This is a genomic window from Alteromonas sp. 4NS20-0143, from assembly GCF_057542855.1.
Map to the genome: position 1 here is coordinate 123680 of NZ_BAAJLR010000005.1, position 16634 is coordinate 140313.

Genomic DNA, 16634 nt, shown 5'->3' on the forward strand with positions numbered 1-16634 from the left:
ACTCACACAGATTTGAGGTTGCTATTGAGAGCGTTCTTTCTCTAGCAGTCGCGACCCTATTTCAATGGTGCGTGGTTTCTTCGCATCTGGAATGACTCGCTCCATATCGATATGTAGAAGGCCATTTTCCATATCAGCAGCCAACACTTTTACATGGTCACCTAATTGGAATTTTCGTTCAAAGTTGCGTTCAGAGATACCCTTGTGAAGATACTTTCGCTCGTTCTTTTCATTACTGTCGGCTTTTTTATTGCCGGTAATGGTAAGCGTGTTTTCCTCAACTTGAATAGACACATCGTCTTTACTAAAACCAGCAATGGCCATAGTAACGCGGTACTTGTCGTCGCTTAGCAATTCAATGTTGTAAGGCGGGTAAGTATTTTGCTTTTCAGAGCGCGCAGCGGCGTCTACAAGTGATGCAAGGTGGTCTGAACCAATGAATGAACGGTATAGTGGAGATAGATCGATATTACGCATAGTCATATCCTTAAAATAAAGCAATATGTTAAAAAATGATGCCCCGACATGCGGCGGCAGTATTGTCGACCCGACCTTTCAGCGCCGACATATCAGATATGGGATTAGCCAAATGCTTTTCAAGAAAAAAGGTGAATTTATTTTAAAGAAATATTGAAAAAATTTCTAAGTTACTGATTTTAAATTGTTTAATTTTAATTTTTTTGCTGGTCTTTTGCTGAGTGGTGTTGTGTACGCTACTAGCGAGCTTTTATACGGGCTTTTATACGAGCTTTTATACGGGCTTTATACGAGCTTTTAAACGAGCTTTTATACGAGCTTTTAAACGAGCTTTTATACGAGCTTTTATACGAGCTCTTACATGTGCTCTCATACACGCACTCTCATATACGCGCTCTGCCAACACCTTCATTCACGCTTCATTCCCACATACTTTGATGTTCACTTGGAGAGTTCGTGAAGTACATCAATCGCCGAGTGTTTGAATAAATTTGTTTATCAAAATGAAAGGTTTGTGACACATCTTATAAAACATTTAGCAAACCATTAACCAACGTCGTTGATTATAAATGCTACAATTCCAACACACTCACCGTTTAACCTTTATACGAATAAATTCATGAAAAAAGAAGTTGTTGTTTTAAATTGTGGCAGTTCTTCCGTTAAATTCGCCATAATTGATGCTAATACTGGCGAAGCTGGTTTATCCGGTTTAGCAGAAAGCTTAGGTAATGCCGATGCAAGTATCACTTACAAATTAAATGGCGATAAAACGTCGTTCTCATTAAGTGCCAACGCAGGTCATACCGAGGCGCTCAATGCTATTTCAACAATCATTGAAGATACAGGGGTTAAACCTGTTGCGGTAGGTCACCGCGTGGTACATGGCGGTGAAAAATTTAAGCAGGCTGCATTGGTTAACGAAGAGGTATTAGCGGCAGTTAAAGACTACGCCAGTATGGCGCCCCTTCATAACCTAGCCAATGCAAAAGGTGTAGTGACGGCGCAAAAAGCCTACCCTCACTTACCTCATGTATGCGTATTCGACACCTCGTTTTTTCAAACCATGCCGCAGAAAGCGTTCATCTACGCGCTCCCAATGAACCTTTATAGAGACTATGGAATACGCCGATATGGTTTTCACGGCACCAGCCATAAGTTTATTCTCGACAGCACGGCATCGCTTCTGAATAAGCCGGTTGAAGAGACAAGTGTTATCAGCGCTCACTTAGGAAACGGTTGCAGCGTAGCAGCAATTGAAAAAGGCCAAGCCGTTGATACAAGCATGGGCTTTATTCCTCTAGAGGGTTTAGTGATGGGCACCCGATGTGGTGATTTAGATCCTAGCCTTCCTGGTACGCTTCAGAAAAAATTAGGTAAATCCGCAGATGAAATTAGCGATTTATTAAATAAGCAGTCTGGATTGTTAGGCATCTCGGAGCTTAGTAACGATTGTAGAACGTTGGAAGAAGAAGCAGAAAAGGGCCATGAAGGGGCAAAACTTGCTATCGAAATATTCTGCTATCGTTTAGCGAAATATATTGCGGGTTACCTTATTGCAGTGCCTTCCTTAGATGCCATTGTGTTCACTGGCGGTATTGGTGAAAATTCGTCACTTATTCGAGAAACCACTATGGGTTATTTCGCGCACATGGGCGTTACCATTGACCAACAAAAGAATCTCGACGCACGGTTTGGCAAGGGAGGCGAGATAACCGCTTCCTCATCACAAAAGACCGTTTTCGTTGTACCCACGAATGAAGAGTGGGTGATTGCCGCTGAAGCGGCTACGTTCGCTTAACAGTGCCTTAAAAAGCAGGAGAAATTATGTCTCGTAAGATTATGCTGATCCCAGTTGGTTCAAGCGTTGGGCTTACAACGGTTAGCATGGGCCTTGTTCGCGCCATTGAAGAGCAGGGCATTAAGCTCAACTTTTTTAAACCTGTGGCACAGCCTCGCCGCGGTGATAAAGGCGAAGAGCGTTCAACGGCTATTATCGCCCATCACGCCAGCGTAACGCCAATTACCCCATTTACGCTCGACTATGTCGAGCGAATGATCAGCAACGACAATACTGATGAATTGTTAGAAGACATTATTGAGCGCTTTGAAAATAACTGCGAGCAAGATGCCGTCACGGTTATTGAAGGGTTGGTAACGACCAGGCACCACCCCTATGCTGAGCGATTAAACTTAGAAATCAGTCGTGCACTAGATGCTGATATTGTGTTTGTGGCGGTTCCCGGTAACGACGATACCGTTGATATTAACCACAGACTAGAAATTGTAGTGGATACCTACGGCGGGCATAAAAGTCAGAAGGTAGTAGGGTGTATTTTTAACAAAGTTAATGCACCGTTTGACGAGCATGGACGTTTGCGCGCAGATATAGGTGTTGTAGATAAGCCAGAGCACGATGAAGCTCGCTCAACTGCGCTGAAAAATTTGCCCATTTTCAAAAAAGGGTTAAGCCTACTTGGAAACGTTGATTGGAGCGCCGAGCTAGTGTCTCCCCGCGCTATCGACGTTGCTAAGCACCTTAACGCCACCCCTCTTAATGAGGGCGACATGGCCAAGCGCCGACTCAGTAGCGTGACGTTTTGTGGACGAGAAATTCACAACATGACTCATGCGCTAAAGCCGGGGGCATTATTGGTGCTGTCTGGCGATAGAAGCGATGTTTTTGTGTCGTGCTGCCTTGCTGCATTAAATGGTACAAAGCTGGGCGCGCTGTTACTGACCGGCGGCTATGAGCCCGATGAGAACATAGCGGCTTTATGTAGCCAAGCCATGGAAACGGGGTTGCCGGTAATGTTAGTTAATACTAATACATGGCAAACCGCCCAGAACTTGCACGCGTTTAATCAAGAAGTGCCGGTAGACGACAGTCAGCGTATTGAAAAAGTGATGGTGCATACCGCTGAAAGTTTAGATGCAGAATGGGTAACGTCACTTACCGATAAAGTATCTAGACAGCGTAAGCTGTCACCATCGGCATTTAGGTATTATCTCACCAACCGTGCCAGACAGGTTAATAAGCGAATAGTGCTGCCAGAAGGTAATGAGCCTCGTACCGTTGTTGCGGCCTCAATTTGTGCGAGCCGAGGTTTGGCAAGACCCGTATTATTGGGAGATGAGACCGAAATTCGACGTATTGCAGAGCAACAGGGCGTGGTGTTAAGTGATGGCGTTGAGATTTTATCGCCTGAGCAAGTTCGCGGCGAATACATAGAAGGCCTTGTGGCACTTCGCGGGCACAAAGGCGTTACTGACGTGGTGGCCAACGAATTACTTCAAGACAACGTGACCCTAGGCACTATGATGCTTCAGCAAGACCATGTTGACGGGCTTGTTTCAGGGGCTGTTAATACTACCGCCAATACTATTCGTCCTGCGCTGCAGTTAATTAAAACGGCGGAAAATGCCTCTTTAGTGTCGTCAGTATTTTTTATGCTACTGCCTGATCAGGTATTGGTTTACGGTGATTGCGCTATTAACCCAGACCCCAACGCACAACAGCTGGCAGATATAGCAATTCAGTCTGCAACATCAGCGCAAATGTTTGGCATTGAGCCGAGAGTGGCCATGATTAGCTATAGTACCGGCACGTCTGGCGCAGGAAGCGATGTAGAAAAAGTGCGTGAAGCAACTGCGATTGCCCAATCGATGAGACCAGACCTTCTTATCGATGGCCCACTTCAGTACGACGCGGCGGCCATTGAAAGCGTTGGTAAAAGCAAAGCGCCAAATAGCCCGGTAGCAGGAAAAGCAAATGTGTTTGTGTTCCCCGATTTAAACACGGGAAATACCACGTATAAAGCGGTGCAGCGTAGTTTTGATTTAGTCTGTATTGGCCCAATGCTGCAAGGCATGCGTAAGCCGGTGAACGACCTAAGTCGCGGTGCGTTAGTTGATGACATTGTATTTACCATTGCACTAACGGCTATTCAGGCGGAAGGCAACAGCTAATATAATGCTCAAATACCAGCCCAGAGCATATGTGTAGATAACAAGCTTAGAGCATATGTTTAAGGCAAAAATGAGAGCCTGAAACAGAGACAGTAAATGTTAATAAGGGCCATTGCTTTTCAGGTAATGGCCCTTATTGATTTTGGCGCTTTTACTCCGGCATTTACTTCCGTGCTTTAATACCAGCATTCGCAATGAACAAGGCAGCTATAGCCGATGACGGCTGGGAATTTTAAAAAAGCGAAACTGCGCTAGCTAAAGTGCATGCTTAAGATATAATGCGCTCCTTGTTGAATCCATCGATATAAAACGCGAGTTAGCCACTGTGATTACCGTTATCAAAAACGCGAACGTGTTTGCGCCACAGGCATTGGGAATAAACCACCTTGTGTGTGCAGGCAGCAAAATCATTTATATGGGTAAAACGTTACCGGCGATGGAGCTTCCTCACGAAGTTATCGACGCTGACGGCGCAATGCTAACGCCAGGGTTTATCGACGGTCACACACATTTAACAGGCGGTGGTGGAGAAGCTGGGTTTTCAACCCGTGTTCCGCCCGTACCTTTGAGTAAATTTACCCGAGCAGGGGTTACCACAGCCGTAGGGTTATTGGGTACGGATGATATTACCCGCAGCACTGAATCTTTAGTGGCTCAGGTATACGCATTGCGAGAAGAAGGCTTTTCAGCGTATTGCTATACCGGTGGATATCATTTACCACCAACAACGCTTACGGGCTCGGTGCAAACCGACATCGTATTTATAGAGCCTGTAGTTGGTGTTGGCGAACTAGCGATTAGCGATCATCGCTCTAGTCAGCCCACGCTAAATGAACTACTTAAAATTGCTTCCCAGGCCCATGTTGCACGACTTATGACTGGCAAAGCAGGTATGCTGCATTTGCATTTAGGCGACGGTGAACGCGGCTTAGGCTTAATTCGCGAAGCCTTGTCACAAGCAGAAATTCCGCCGCGTACGTATAATCCAACACACATCAATCGCCAAAAGTTTTTGTTTGAAGAAGCATGCGATTTAGCCAAAAAAGGGTGTTGGGTAGATGTGACGGCGTTTGAGTCTGGCGATGTAGGCTACGACCCTGCAGACGCATTGTTGCGCTACATGCAGCAAGACTTACCACAAGATAAATTAACTATCAGTTCAGACGGCGGTGGGTGTTTACCGGATTTTCACGCCGATGGTAGTTTAGCGAAAATGGATTTTGCTGATTCACAATCTATGACTAATGTTTTTTACGAGCTTATTGATAATGGGGAAGAGGTGTCTCAATTTTTGCCATTTTTTACCCAAAACGTTGCTCAGCTAATGAATTTTCACAATAAGGGGCATATAGCCGTTGGTGCTGATGCCGATATCCTTATTTTTGATAAACAAAATAGAATTGAGCATGTGATGGCCCTTGGGCAGTTACACGTTAAGCATAAACAGCAAATTAAAAAAGGCACATTTGAGTAAATATTATGCCCTCTCCAAGTATTGATGGCACCCAACGTGGATATGTAATCCCGATTGGTGGTGCGGAAGAAAAAATTGATAACCCAGAAATCTTAGCGAAATTTGTGGAGCTTTGCGGCGGCAAAGATGCGGTGATAACGATCATACCCACAGCGTCTCAATTGGACGATACCGGTACTCGTTATCAGCAAATATTTGAAGAAATAGGCGTTAAAAAAGCCTATTCACTGCCTATTTCTGAGCGTGTTGACGCGCAAAACGAAGAATACGTTAAAACCCTAGAAAAAAGTACGGGCATTTTTGTTACCGGTGGTAACCAACTTCGCTTATCGACTATTTTGGGTGGCACTCCTATTGCTAAAACCATTCGTCAGCTTAATGCGCAGGGCGTGCATTACGCAGGCACCTCTGCAGGTGCGGCTATTGTCTCTCAGCATATGATTACTGGTGGCAACACGGGTATTGTACCGACTGAAGATGGCGTTAATCTTGCGCCTGGTATGGGGCTTATCAACACCATAGTGTTAGATCAACACTTTAACCAGCGTAATCGTTTGTCTCGTTTATTGTCAGCGGTCTCATACAATCCATTCCTTATCGGCGTTGGCCTTGACGAAGACACGGCTGCATTTATCAACCCAGACAATGAGTTTACGGTTGTTGGAAGTGGCGCTATAACAGTCGTCGACCCCAGCAACATAGAATACTCTTCTATGGCAGAGGCCCGCACTGGCGATGCACTGACACTGCTCAACCTCAAAGTGCATATTCTTGCCTCAGGCGCTCGCTACAACATCACCGACAGAAAAGCCTCCACCGCATAATTGGGGTCAGGTCCACATTAAAAATAAATGGGGTCAGAACCCTATTTATTTCGCGCTGTTACAGGGCGCAGCAAGCTCTACCTATCAAGCCTGGGGCGCCCAGGCTTGCCTTTACTTACTAGCTTTCCAGTTATTTTTTCAACATCTTTGATAAACACATCGCTACCTAGCGCTAAACCTTTATTCGCCGCATTGCGAATATCAGTTAGCAATTTACTATCCAGCGACTCTTCAAATAACTTTCGATAGCTTTCTCTTCGCTGCACATCCGATTTACCCAATTGTAAATATAGTGGGTGAGGACTTGCGAGTGAGCTTATCTTACCTAACGCATTTATTTGATAGCTAGACCACGTATATTCTCTAGGATCTGTCACCATGCCTGCGCGCACAGGGTTTAGCTCAATATAACGATGTAAATGCATTAGATAGCGTTCGTTATCTACTAGAGAAGAGCGAAACCGGCCTTCCCACAGCGTACCAGTTCTACTATAGCGCCTGTTAAAATACTGCACGTACTTACGACCCAGCGCCTGCATCATAAGTGTGGTACCAAATTCGACGTTTGGTGTGCAAAGCAAATGAACGTGGTTTGTCATTAATACCCAAGAGTGAATGTTGACTTCATACTTTTCTGCATACTCTTTTAGCCAAACCACATAGGCTTTCATATCACTGCTGTGGGCAAAAATGCTTTGCCGATTATTACCACGCTGAATAACGTGTTCAGCAACGCCTGCCACCGAGGCTCTTGGTTTTCTTGCCATTTTTGTGTGCTCAATGATTAAAAATGAAAAGTGTAATTAGATTTTTTTGAAACATAACTGAACGTGGTAACGGTTTATGTGGTTCTGACCCCCTTTATAACTGTTTTATGTCAGTTAATTTGGATCTGACCCCAATTATTCTGTAATGTGTTTGTATAATCTGGGTATAGAAAAAGGGAAATTCGGTGTAATGAAGATTTTAAGTCAGAATGTGTATGTTGGGCCTAATGTTTACGCTAATTTTCCGGTTATTTGTTATCAAATAGACATTGGTGAGTTAGAGAAGTGGCCGTCAGTTAAACTTGGTCGAGAGTTTATTGATGGATTAGTAGCGGCCATTCCAAGCTTGCAAGAACACGGCTGTTCGTATGGTGAATCGGGTGGTTTTCTTCGTCGCTTAAATGAAGATGAAGGCACTTGGATTGGCCATATTTGGGAACATGTGGCTATAGAGCTTCAAAATTTAGCTGGCTCGGCCGTCTCTTTTGGTCGTACTCGCAGTTTAGAAAATGAAGGCTGCTATTACGTTGTATATCAATATCATCAGCGCGATGTAGGTATAGAAGCTGGCGCGCTTGGATTAAAGCTTCTCAAGCACTTAATGCCAAGTGAAGTGCAGCAAGCGATAGATGCTGACATAGAAGACTATTTTGACTTTAATGACGAACTCACTGCGTTTATCAAAATGGCGCAGAGGAAAGAATTTGGACCGAGTACCGCATCGCTAGTTGCTGCCGCTGAAAACCGCGATATTCCATGGCTTCGCCTTAACAATTACAGCTTAGTGCAATTCGGCCACGGTAAACATCAACAGCGTATTCAAGCCACGATAACCAGTGAAACAAAGCATATTGCGGTAGAAATTTCCTGCGATAAAGAAGATACCCACAATCTTTTAAACGACCTTGGCCTACCCGTACCCCAACAGCTTATGATTTATAGCGAGCGACAGGCGGTAAAAGCCGCTCGCCGCATTGGCTTTCCGGTAGTGTTAAAACCATTAAATGCGAATCACGGTCGTGGCGTAAGTATCAATTTAACCACCGATGAAGAAGTTCAGGTTGCGTTTAACGAAGCGCAGCAGCATGGCACAAGCAGAGCTGTATTAGTAGAAAGCTATTTAACGGGCTACGACCACCGTATGCTGGTGGTTAACAATGAATTAGTTGCGGTAGCCAAGCGAGTTCCTGGCCACGTAGTAGGCGACGGTAAGCACACTATCTCAGAATTAATCGACATTGTGAATCTTGACCCTCGACGCGGCGTAGGACATGAGAAAGTGCTTACTCGCCTAGAGCTAGATAACCAAGCAATGCGCCTAATGGAAGAAGCTGAGTACACTGAAGAAACGGTGTTGCCAGAAGGAGAAGCTTTCTTCTTACGTTCAACGGCAAACTTATCAACCGGCGGTACCGCCATTGACGTGACTGACATTGTGCACCCTGACAATCGGGATATGGCAATTCGTGCCATTAGAGCAATTGGTCTTGATATCGGCGGAGTGGATTTCTTAACGGAAGATATTAGTCGTTCATACAAAGAAATAGGCGGCGGTATTTGTGAATGTAACGCCGCGCCTGGTTTTCGAATGCATGTGGCGCCAAGTGAAGGCCAACCAAGAGACGTGGCTGGTAAAGTGATGGACATGCTTTTCCCCACTGGTAAAAGCTCGCGTATTCCCGTGGCGGCCATCACCGGTACAAACGGTAAAACTACCACCTCTCGTATGCTGGCCAGCATCATGAAAGCCGCTGGCCATACAACGGGAATGACCTCTACAGACGGTGTGTATATTGATGGACACCTTACTGTAAAAGGCGACATGACAGGCCCAACGTCGGCCCAAATAGTATTACGCGACCCAAGCGTCGATTTTGCGATTATGGAAACGGCTCGTGGCGGCATTGTAAAACGCGGGCTTGGTTATCAAACTTGCGATGTTGGGGCTTGCCTGAATATTACCGCAGACCATTTAGGCCAACGAGGTGTCAACACCCTAGAGCAACTCGCGCAAATTAAGCGAGTGGTGGTTGAGGTTGCTAAAGACTGTGTTGTGCTTAACGCCGACGATATTCACTGTTTGCAAATGGCGGAGTTTTGTAGCGCCAAACAAATTTGCTACGTCACTATGGACCCAGGACACGGCCTAGTGCGCGAACATATTCGCCGCGGCGGTATGGCTGTTGTATTAGAAAAAGGCATAAACGGTGACATGATCACCATTTATGACAAAGGCGCTCACATTCCACTTTTATGGACGCACTTAATACCTGCCACCATAGAAGGTAAAGCGTTGCACAATGTTCAAAATGCCATGTTTGCCACCGCAATGGCATACAGTTTTGACACCAGCTTAGAGAATATTAGACAAGGTTTACGCATATTTAATACCTCGTTCTACCAAGCGCCTGGGCGATTAAATATATTCGATGAACATCCCTTTAAAGTTATTTTGGATTACGCTCATAACCCAGCTGCTATTAAGACAATTGCTGACCTTGCGTCACGGTTAGACGTGAAAGGCAAACGCCGCTTAGTTATTGCTATGCCTGGAGATCGCCGCGATGAAGATATTATCGAGTCTGCCAAATCAGTGGCATCCACGTTCGATACCTTTGTGTGTAAAGCTGATGATGACAGACGCGGGCGAGGCTTCGATGAAGTGCCGCAGCTACTGAAGAAAACGCTGATGGAAGAAGGGGTTGACGAAAAAGACATCCAAGTTATTCCAAGCGAAGAGGAAAGTATAGATGCTGCATTGTCTTCGTGTCACGCTGGCGATTTAATTGTCATATTGGGCGACAACATCACCCGCTGCTGGAAGCAAATAGTGCACTTTAATGACGATGGGGTAGCGCAAACTGCCGAGTCGCAAGCTAACCTGACGCCTTCCCAAGACTATCCTGAAAAGCTGTTTGAGCCTGTGGAAAACAAGTTTGAGCTGCAGGAAGGACAGCGCATTGTAAACGATGAACGTGGTGTACATATTGTTGTCGATCGCGACGAAGAGTCAGACTAAATGGAAGAGCAGCACACAACTATAAGGCTTGAATTAGACGAAGTTCGGCGCCTCACGGGGCCGAACTTACTGTCAAACGATGCTGGCGCTATTATCGATGTTTTTATAGAGGGTATAGACCCTCAAACGGTGGTTGATTGTTGGCACAAGCACCTGCATACCATTGAGCAGCAGCTTGAGTGGAATGAAAATACATATGTGCGCTTATACGAGGGTGGCGCAAGTATGTCAATAAGTGCACCTATCGACCTTTTGTATAGCGCCTGTGATGTTATCGAACTAGCGTGGGAATGCTGCGTGTTAGACTTCAGTAAGCGTTATTCGCTGCGCTCTGATACGCCGGCTCTGGCCAACTTCTCTAGTCGAGTAGATGAATTAAAAACCGCCATCATTGAAGAAAGAAACCCAGCAATCATCGCTTTTGTAAACGCCGCTACAGACAATAATGTGAGGTGTTTAGTTGACGATGATGAAGTGAGTTTGGGCACGGGTACTAGCGCGCAAACCTGGCCTATAGATTCACTCCCAGATACAAAGGAAGTAGAGTGGCAAAGCTTCCGCGATATTCCGTTAGCGCTGATAACTGGGACTAACGGTAAATCAACCAGCGTAAGATTGGCTGCGCAAATTGCGAAGGCAGCCAACCTAAACTCAGGGGTTACCTCTACCGACTTTATCAAAGTAGGTGAACAGATTATTGATGAGGGCGATTATTCAGGCCCAGGTGGCGCCAGAATGTTATTGCGTGACAATCGCACTGAAATAGCGTTTTTAGAGGTTGCGCGGGGTGGTTTATTGCGTCGAGGTCTGCCGGTATACCAAGCTAATGCGGCTTTAGTGACCAACGTAGCCAGTGACCATTTAGGTCAATATGGTATTAATACGGTCGATGAAATCGCCCAAGTAAAATTGATGGTGGCCAAAGCAATACGTGATGGCGACACACTGGTATTAAACGCGGACGATGAGCGCTTAGTGAAGTTTTCAGACAGCTCTAGTACATCGATTTGTTGGTTTAGTAAGCGCGCTGATAACCCTCAAATTGTGCAGGCAAAAGCAACGGGGCGCGCCTGTGTTTATGCAGACAATAACCAGATTATGTATTTTGACGGCGCAGCGGCAGAGTCTCTCGCTCAAATTGACCTAATACCAATGACGGTAAAGGGCACCGCTTTGCATAACCTTGAGAATGCATTAGGGGTGGTAGGCTTATGTAAGTCGATGGGAATTGAAAGCGAAGCGATCAGTCAGGGCTTGTTTGACTTTGAAAGTAACGCCTCCGACAACCCCGGCAGAACGAATATCTACACTCGTGGCGATGCCACCATAATCGTCGATTTTGCACATAACCCGCATAGCATGCAGGCCGTAATTAATATGGCGCTAGGGTTAAAGCAAAAAAATGATTACAGCGAAGTCACAGTGCTGTTCGGACACGCTGGGGATAGAACAAACCTTGATATAACAAACGTGGCTGATGCGGTGATAGCGTTGCAGCCAGATACCTACATATTAACCGAACTTGATAAATATTTGAGGGGCCGTCACTTCGGTGAAATATCCGATGTTGTAGAGCAACACTTATTAGCAAACGGAGTGAAGCAGGCTCAAATTAAACGCGCTGATAGCCCTTTAAAAGGCACCAAAATTGCGCTAAGTCAATCAGTTGCAAATAATGGTGTTGGCGAGGTAAAAGGCAAAGACACCAAAGACGACACAAACGATAAAACCATCAAAGGAAAAACATCGCTTATTCTTTTGTTTGCATTGGCCGAGCGCGAAGCTATTCAAGCACTTATCGAGTCGACGTAAAGCATTAAACTTCGTATGTCTAAAACTTACGGAGCAAGTGACGCGATATAGCTTTAGAAAAACGCTTAAACAGCTTTATACATTCGCTTAACTGAAGGGGGAATAACCGATTCTCTGCCAGTTAAGCGTTTGCCAACTAGCCTTGTCGCAAACGCCACGCACAAATAAACATCACCAATACTAACAACCAAACGCCAAAGTCTTGCAAGTGGTAGTAGGGGGTAAACCCTGTGGTGGCAATAACGGGTGCACTAATATTGGCAGACTCAAATTGCGGCAGCCTTCCATCAACCCTACCTTTGTGATCAATAAACGCAGTAATACCATTATTGGTGGCTCGTAGCACCGGCCTGCCTAGCTCCAATGCTCGCATTTGGGCTATTTGAAGATGTTGAGCTGGGCCGTGAGAATTACCAAACCAAGCATCGTTACTTACGGTAATGATCATATCGGTATCGCTGTTTATGTTCGCAGTCACTTGGCGTGGAAAGGCAATTTCAAAGCAAATAGCGGGCGCAAGGTGAATGCCGTTGGCTACCAAGTTTTGCTGCTGAAAGTCTCCTCTCGAAAATGACGACATGGGTAAATCAAAGATAGGGGCTAAAGGGCGAAGCAGCGATTCAAAAGGCACAACCTCTCCAATAGGCAATAGGTGATGTTTTGAAAAGCGATTATTATGAAAATACTGATAGTCTGGATAAGTCGCGTCTGGCGTTTTTTTACCCAGTACAATCAAATTGTTCCAAGCCTCATCGGTTTCCCAATTAAAGTTAACGATACCCGTGATGAGCGCCGTGTTTTCGACAAAGGCTCTTTCGTTTAACTGAGTTAAATAAGGCTGCGCTAGTGGCTCAAGCTTGGGCACTGCGGCTTCAGGCCAAATGATCAGGTCGCTATCCCACACCGTTTCCGTTAACGATAAATACTTTTCCATAGTAGATGCGTCTTGCTCTGGCACCCAGCGAAGGCTTTGAGGTATGTTTCCTTGCACCATCGCAACAGAATAACTTTTCGTTGGGCTTACCCAGGTGTGCTGGTGCAATAAAATACCGCTAATCAGCAAGCTTGTGGTTATTGCACTAGCCGATAGTAAGGTACGTTTGCTGTTAATGATGGCAAGCGATGCTGCAATCACAACAAGTAGAGCAGTGATACCTGTCTCACCAATAATGGGCGCGAACCCTGCTAGTGGACTATTAATTTGGCTGTAACCTAAAGATAGCCAAGGAAAGCCCGATAACATCCAGCTTCGCAGCCACTCTGCAAGCACCCAAAATAGAGGTAGTGCTAAGGGCCATAATTGCGGTTTAAAAAATTTGGCGGTTAGCTTAAAGGCAAGTGCTGGATATAGTGCCAAATAGCCGCAGAGCAGCGCCATCAAGCCCACAGAGGCTATCAGCGGAAGGCCACCGAAGTCGGCAATACTCACGTGCACCCAGCTTACACCCGCGCCAAACCACGCCATGCCGAACAGCCACCCTGCAAAAAAGGGCCTGTGTTGTAATTTAATGACTTGTCGTATCGCAATAGCGAGAGCTGGAATAGTGAGCGCCCACATGGAGAAGGGCGCAAAAGCTAGCGTAAGACTCAGACCGCTTACAATAAGCAGCAAATAAGGAATAGCGCGTTTTAGCATGGGTAGTTTTAGCATAGACGTAGACAACGCCTATGCTCCCTATTTATTCGAGAGAGGGCACCGATATCTTCAATTGAATTAAGCGACGCTTATCAGAGTTAGTCACTTTAAAATGAATATCGTTTATGGTTACTTCTTCGCTGGTTTCAGGCATGTGGCCAAATGCTTTTAGCACAATGCCGCCAATTGTATCAGCTTCTTCTTCACTGAAATTGGTTTCAAAGAATTCGTTAAAATCGTCTACAGGGGTTAATGCTTTAACTGAGTAGGTCGATTTATTAAGCGGGCGGATATCATCCGTACCGTCTTCTTCAATATCAAATTCATCTTCAATTTCACCTACGATAATTTCTAAGATATCTTCGATAGTGACAAGACCCGATACGCCGCCGTATTCATCAACCACAATAGCCATGTGATAGCGCTGCTGCCTAAATTCTTTTAGCAGTACGTCTACACGCTTACTTTCAGGCACAATCACCGCAGGGCGCAGTATATCGCGAAGGTTGAAGTTCTTTTCGGTGTTGAAAGCGAAGGAGAGAAGATCTTTAGCGAGTAAAATCCCTTCAATGTGGTCTTTATCTTCGCTGATAACGGGAAAACGTGAGTGAGCGGACTCGAGCATGATGGGAAGAAACTCTTCCACTTTTTGCTCAACATCGATAGTGGACATTTGGGCGCGAGGGATCATGATATCTCTTACGCGCATTTCGTTAACCCCAATAACCCCTTCAATCATTTCACGGGTTTGTGGGTCAATTATTTCATTTTGCTCCGCATCGGTAATTACTGCTACCAATTCTTGTCTATTTTTCGGCTCGCCAGAAATCGAATTTTTTAGTTTATCTAACCAACTCTTGCCTGATGAGCCGTTGGTAGAGTGGGGGTTGTCGTCGCTCATAATATCCATTTTATAGTTTGTTCAACGCCAACGTTAAAATGCTTCTCGTTAGTCGTCAATGCTTTATTGTTTTAAATTTGAAATCGCTTTTAATCCACAAGCTTACAAAAACTGTTTGTAAAGCCTAGGGCAGTTTCTATCAAAGCGTTGATTAAATTTCGTAAGGGTTTGCAATACCCAAGGCGGAAAGAATTTCTATTTCTTTGCTTTCCATCACTTCGGCCTCTTCGTCTGTAATATGGTCATAGCCAAGCAAATGCAATATGCCGTGAACAGTCATATGGGCATAATGATGCTCAACGGCCTTTTTCTGCTCACTGGCTTCTCTGCTAATAACTGGCGCACAAATGATTAAATCACCCAGTAGGTTAATCTCTATGCCAGGCGGTGCTTCAAAAGGAAAAGAAAGTACGTTTGTAGGCTTGTCTTTTTGACGGTAATCACTGTTTAGCTGTTGGCTTTCCGCTTCGTCAGTAAAGCGAATCGTCACTTCTTGTTCACGTAAGTCTTCTGCAGATAAAACCGCGTTAGCCCATCGTGCTAGGCTGTCGGCAGAGGGAATAGCATTCGCTATTTCCTCTTCGCCTTCATACACAATTTGATAATCGATAATAGCGGTCACGAGTTGCTGCTTGTATCAGAGCGGCCTACCGATGATGAGCTTTGTTCCTGCTGCTGTCGCAATGCCTCTTCTTTCTTTTGCTTGCGAATGCGCTCTTGCTCGGCATCATGTTCTTCATACGCACGAACAATGCGAGCAACTACCGGGTGGCGAACTACGTCATCGGCACTAAAGAAGTTAAACGAAATATCGTCAACGTCACTGAGCACTTCAATGGCATGGCGAAGGCCAGACTTTGCGCCTCGTGGTAAATCTACCTGAGTAATATCGCCGGTAATGACCGCTTTCGAATTAAAGCCGATACGGGTTAAGAACATTTTCATTTGTTCTACCGTGGTGTTTTGACTTTCATCTAGAATGATAAAGGCATCGTTTAGCGTTCGTCCACGCATATAGGCTAAGGGGGCAACTTCAATTACTGCGCGCTCCATCAGCTTTTCGACTTTTTCAAAGCCCAGCATTTCAAACAGCGCATCGTAGAGTGGGCGCAGGTAGGGGTCTACCTTTTGTGACAGGTCGCCAGGTAAAAAACCGAGCTTTTCACCTGCTTCAACCGCAGGGCGAGTTAGAAGAATACGTCGAACTTCTTGTCGCTCTAAGGCATCTACCGCAGCTGCCACGGCAAGGTAGGTTTTACCCGTACCGGCAGGGCCTATACCAAAGGTAATATCGTGATTGACGATATTGGCAACGTATTGCGCTTGGTTAGGGTTACGGGGCTTTATTACGCCGCGTTTTGTTTTGATGTTAATTTCTTTGCCGTAGCCGCCTGTTGCGTCTTTTTCTATAACGCGAGCTTCCTGAATTGCAAGATGTACTTGCTCAGCTTCAAGGTCGGGAATACGGCCTTTTATCGGCTGCGTTTCAACGTACAGAAGTTTCAGTAATTCGGTAGCACTGTTTATTTGCTGTGGCTCTCCTAGCACCTTGAACGCGTTATTTCGGTATGTTATTTCAACACCCAACCTACGCTCTATTTGCTTGATGTTGTCATCAAACGGTCCACATAAACTCGACAAACGCTTACTATCTGCCGGTTCTAACTCAAATTCATTACTTACCAATGTACTCAAACTTCTGTTTTCCTCGCTTTACGCTTTTATCTTCAATATTGTTAATTAGCGCCACACTGT

12 protein-coding genes are annotated in these 16634 nt (G+C 45.3%); 6 read left to right on the forward strand and 6 right to left on the reverse strand.

Annotation, left to right across the window (positions count from 1 at the left end; all coding sequences use genetic code 11):
- Positions 1–21: 21 nt before the first annotated feature.
- The gene (locus AC27HD_RS12130) at positions 22–477 is read right to left on the reverse strand and encodes an Hsp20 family protein (RefSeq protein ID WP_032139772.1); all 456 of its coding nucleotides are present in this window, start codon (positions 475–477) and stop codon (positions 22–24) included.
- A gap of 619 nt (positions 478–1096) precedes the next feature.
- Between AC27HD_RS12130 and AC27HD_RS12135 the strand changes: the two genes are divergently transcribed.
- The 4 genes from AC27HD_RS12135 to AC27HD_RS12150 all read left to right on the forward strand — a co-directional run bounded on the left by AC27HD_RS12135 (position 1097) and on the right by AC27HD_RS12150 (position 6744).
- The gene (locus AC27HD_RS12135; RefSeq protein WP_487106145.1) at positions 1097–2278 is read left to right on the forward strand and encodes an acetate kinase; all 1182 of its coding nucleotides are present in this window, start codon (positions 1097–1099) and stop codon (positions 2276–2278) included.
- 26 nt (positions 2279–2304) lie between these two features.
- On the forward strand, positions 2305–4446 hold the full coding sequence (gene pta / locus AC27HD_RS12140) for a phosphate acetyltransferase (RefSeq protein WP_487106147.1): 2142 nt from the start codon (positions 2305–2307) through the stop codon (positions 4444–4446).
- 325 nt (positions 4447–4771) lie between these two features.
- Positions 4772–5920 (forward strand): beta-aspartyl-peptidase, encoded by a 1149-nt coding sequence (gene iadA, locus AC27HD_RS12145; RefSeq protein WP_487106149.1) that lies wholly within the window; start codon positions 4772–4774, stop codon positions 5918–5920.
- Positions 5921–5925: 5 nt separating this feature from the next.
- A complete protein-coding gene (locus tag AC27HD_RS12150; RefSeq protein WP_032097022.1) occupies positions 5926–6744 on the forward strand; it encodes a cyanophycinase in 819 nt (272 codons plus the stop codon).
- A gap of 77 nt (positions 6745–6821) precedes the next feature.
- Here AC27HD_RS12150 and AC27HD_RS12155 read toward each other — a convergent pair whose 3' ends face one another.
- Entirely contained in the window at positions 6822–7511 is a 690-nt protein-coding gene (locus AC27HD_RS12155) for a transposase (RefSeq protein WP_487106151.1), read from the reverse strand.
- Positions 7512–7701: 190 nt separating this feature from the next.
- On the opposite strand from AC27HD_RS12155, the gene cphA reads away from it, so the two are divergent.
- Both cphA and AC27HD_RS12165 read left to right on the forward strand, forming a co-directional pair.
- Entirely contained in the window at positions 7702–10530 is a 2829-nt protein-coding gene (cphA, locus tag AC27HD_RS12160) for a cyanophycin synthetase (protein ID WP_487106153.1), read from the forward strand.
- Positions 10531–12342 (forward strand): Mur ligase family protein, encoded by a 1812-nt coding sequence (locus AC27HD_RS12165; RefSeq protein WP_487106155.1) that lies wholly within the window; start codon positions 10531–10533, stop codon positions 12340–12342.
- A gap of 136 nt (positions 12343–12478) precedes the next feature.
- Here the strand turns inward: AC27HD_RS12165 and lnt are convergent, their stop codons facing one another.
- The 4 genes from lnt to AC27HD_RS12185 form a co-directional block, all read right to left on the reverse strand.
- Positions 12479–13978, reverse strand: a complete 1500-nt coding sequence (lnt, locus tag AC27HD_RS12170) for an apolipoprotein N-acyltransferase (RefSeq protein ID WP_487106379.1) — start codon at positions 13976–13978, stop codon at positions 12479–12481.
- Between the two features lie 43 nt (positions 13979–14021).
- Positions 14022–14879, reverse strand: a complete 858-nt coding sequence (gene corC, locus AC27HD_RS12175; protein ID WP_334061574.1) for a CNNM family magnesium/cobalt transport protein CorC — start codon at positions 14877–14879, stop codon at positions 14022–14024.
- Between the two features lie 151 nt (positions 14880–15030).
- Complete coding sequence (gene ybeY / locus AC27HD_RS12180; protein WP_487106157.1) at positions 15031–15501, reverse strand: rRNA maturation RNase YbeY; 471 nt, start codon at positions 15499–15501, stop codon at positions 15031–15033.
- A complete protein-coding gene (locus tag AC27HD_RS12185) occupies positions 15498–16574 on the reverse strand; it encodes a PhoH family protein (RefSeq protein ID WP_487106159.1) in 1077 nt (358 codons plus the stop codon). The genes ybeY and AC27HD_RS12185 overlap by 4 nt, the downstream gene beginning before the upstream one ends.
- Between the last annotated feature and the right edge of the window lie 60 nt (positions 16575–16634).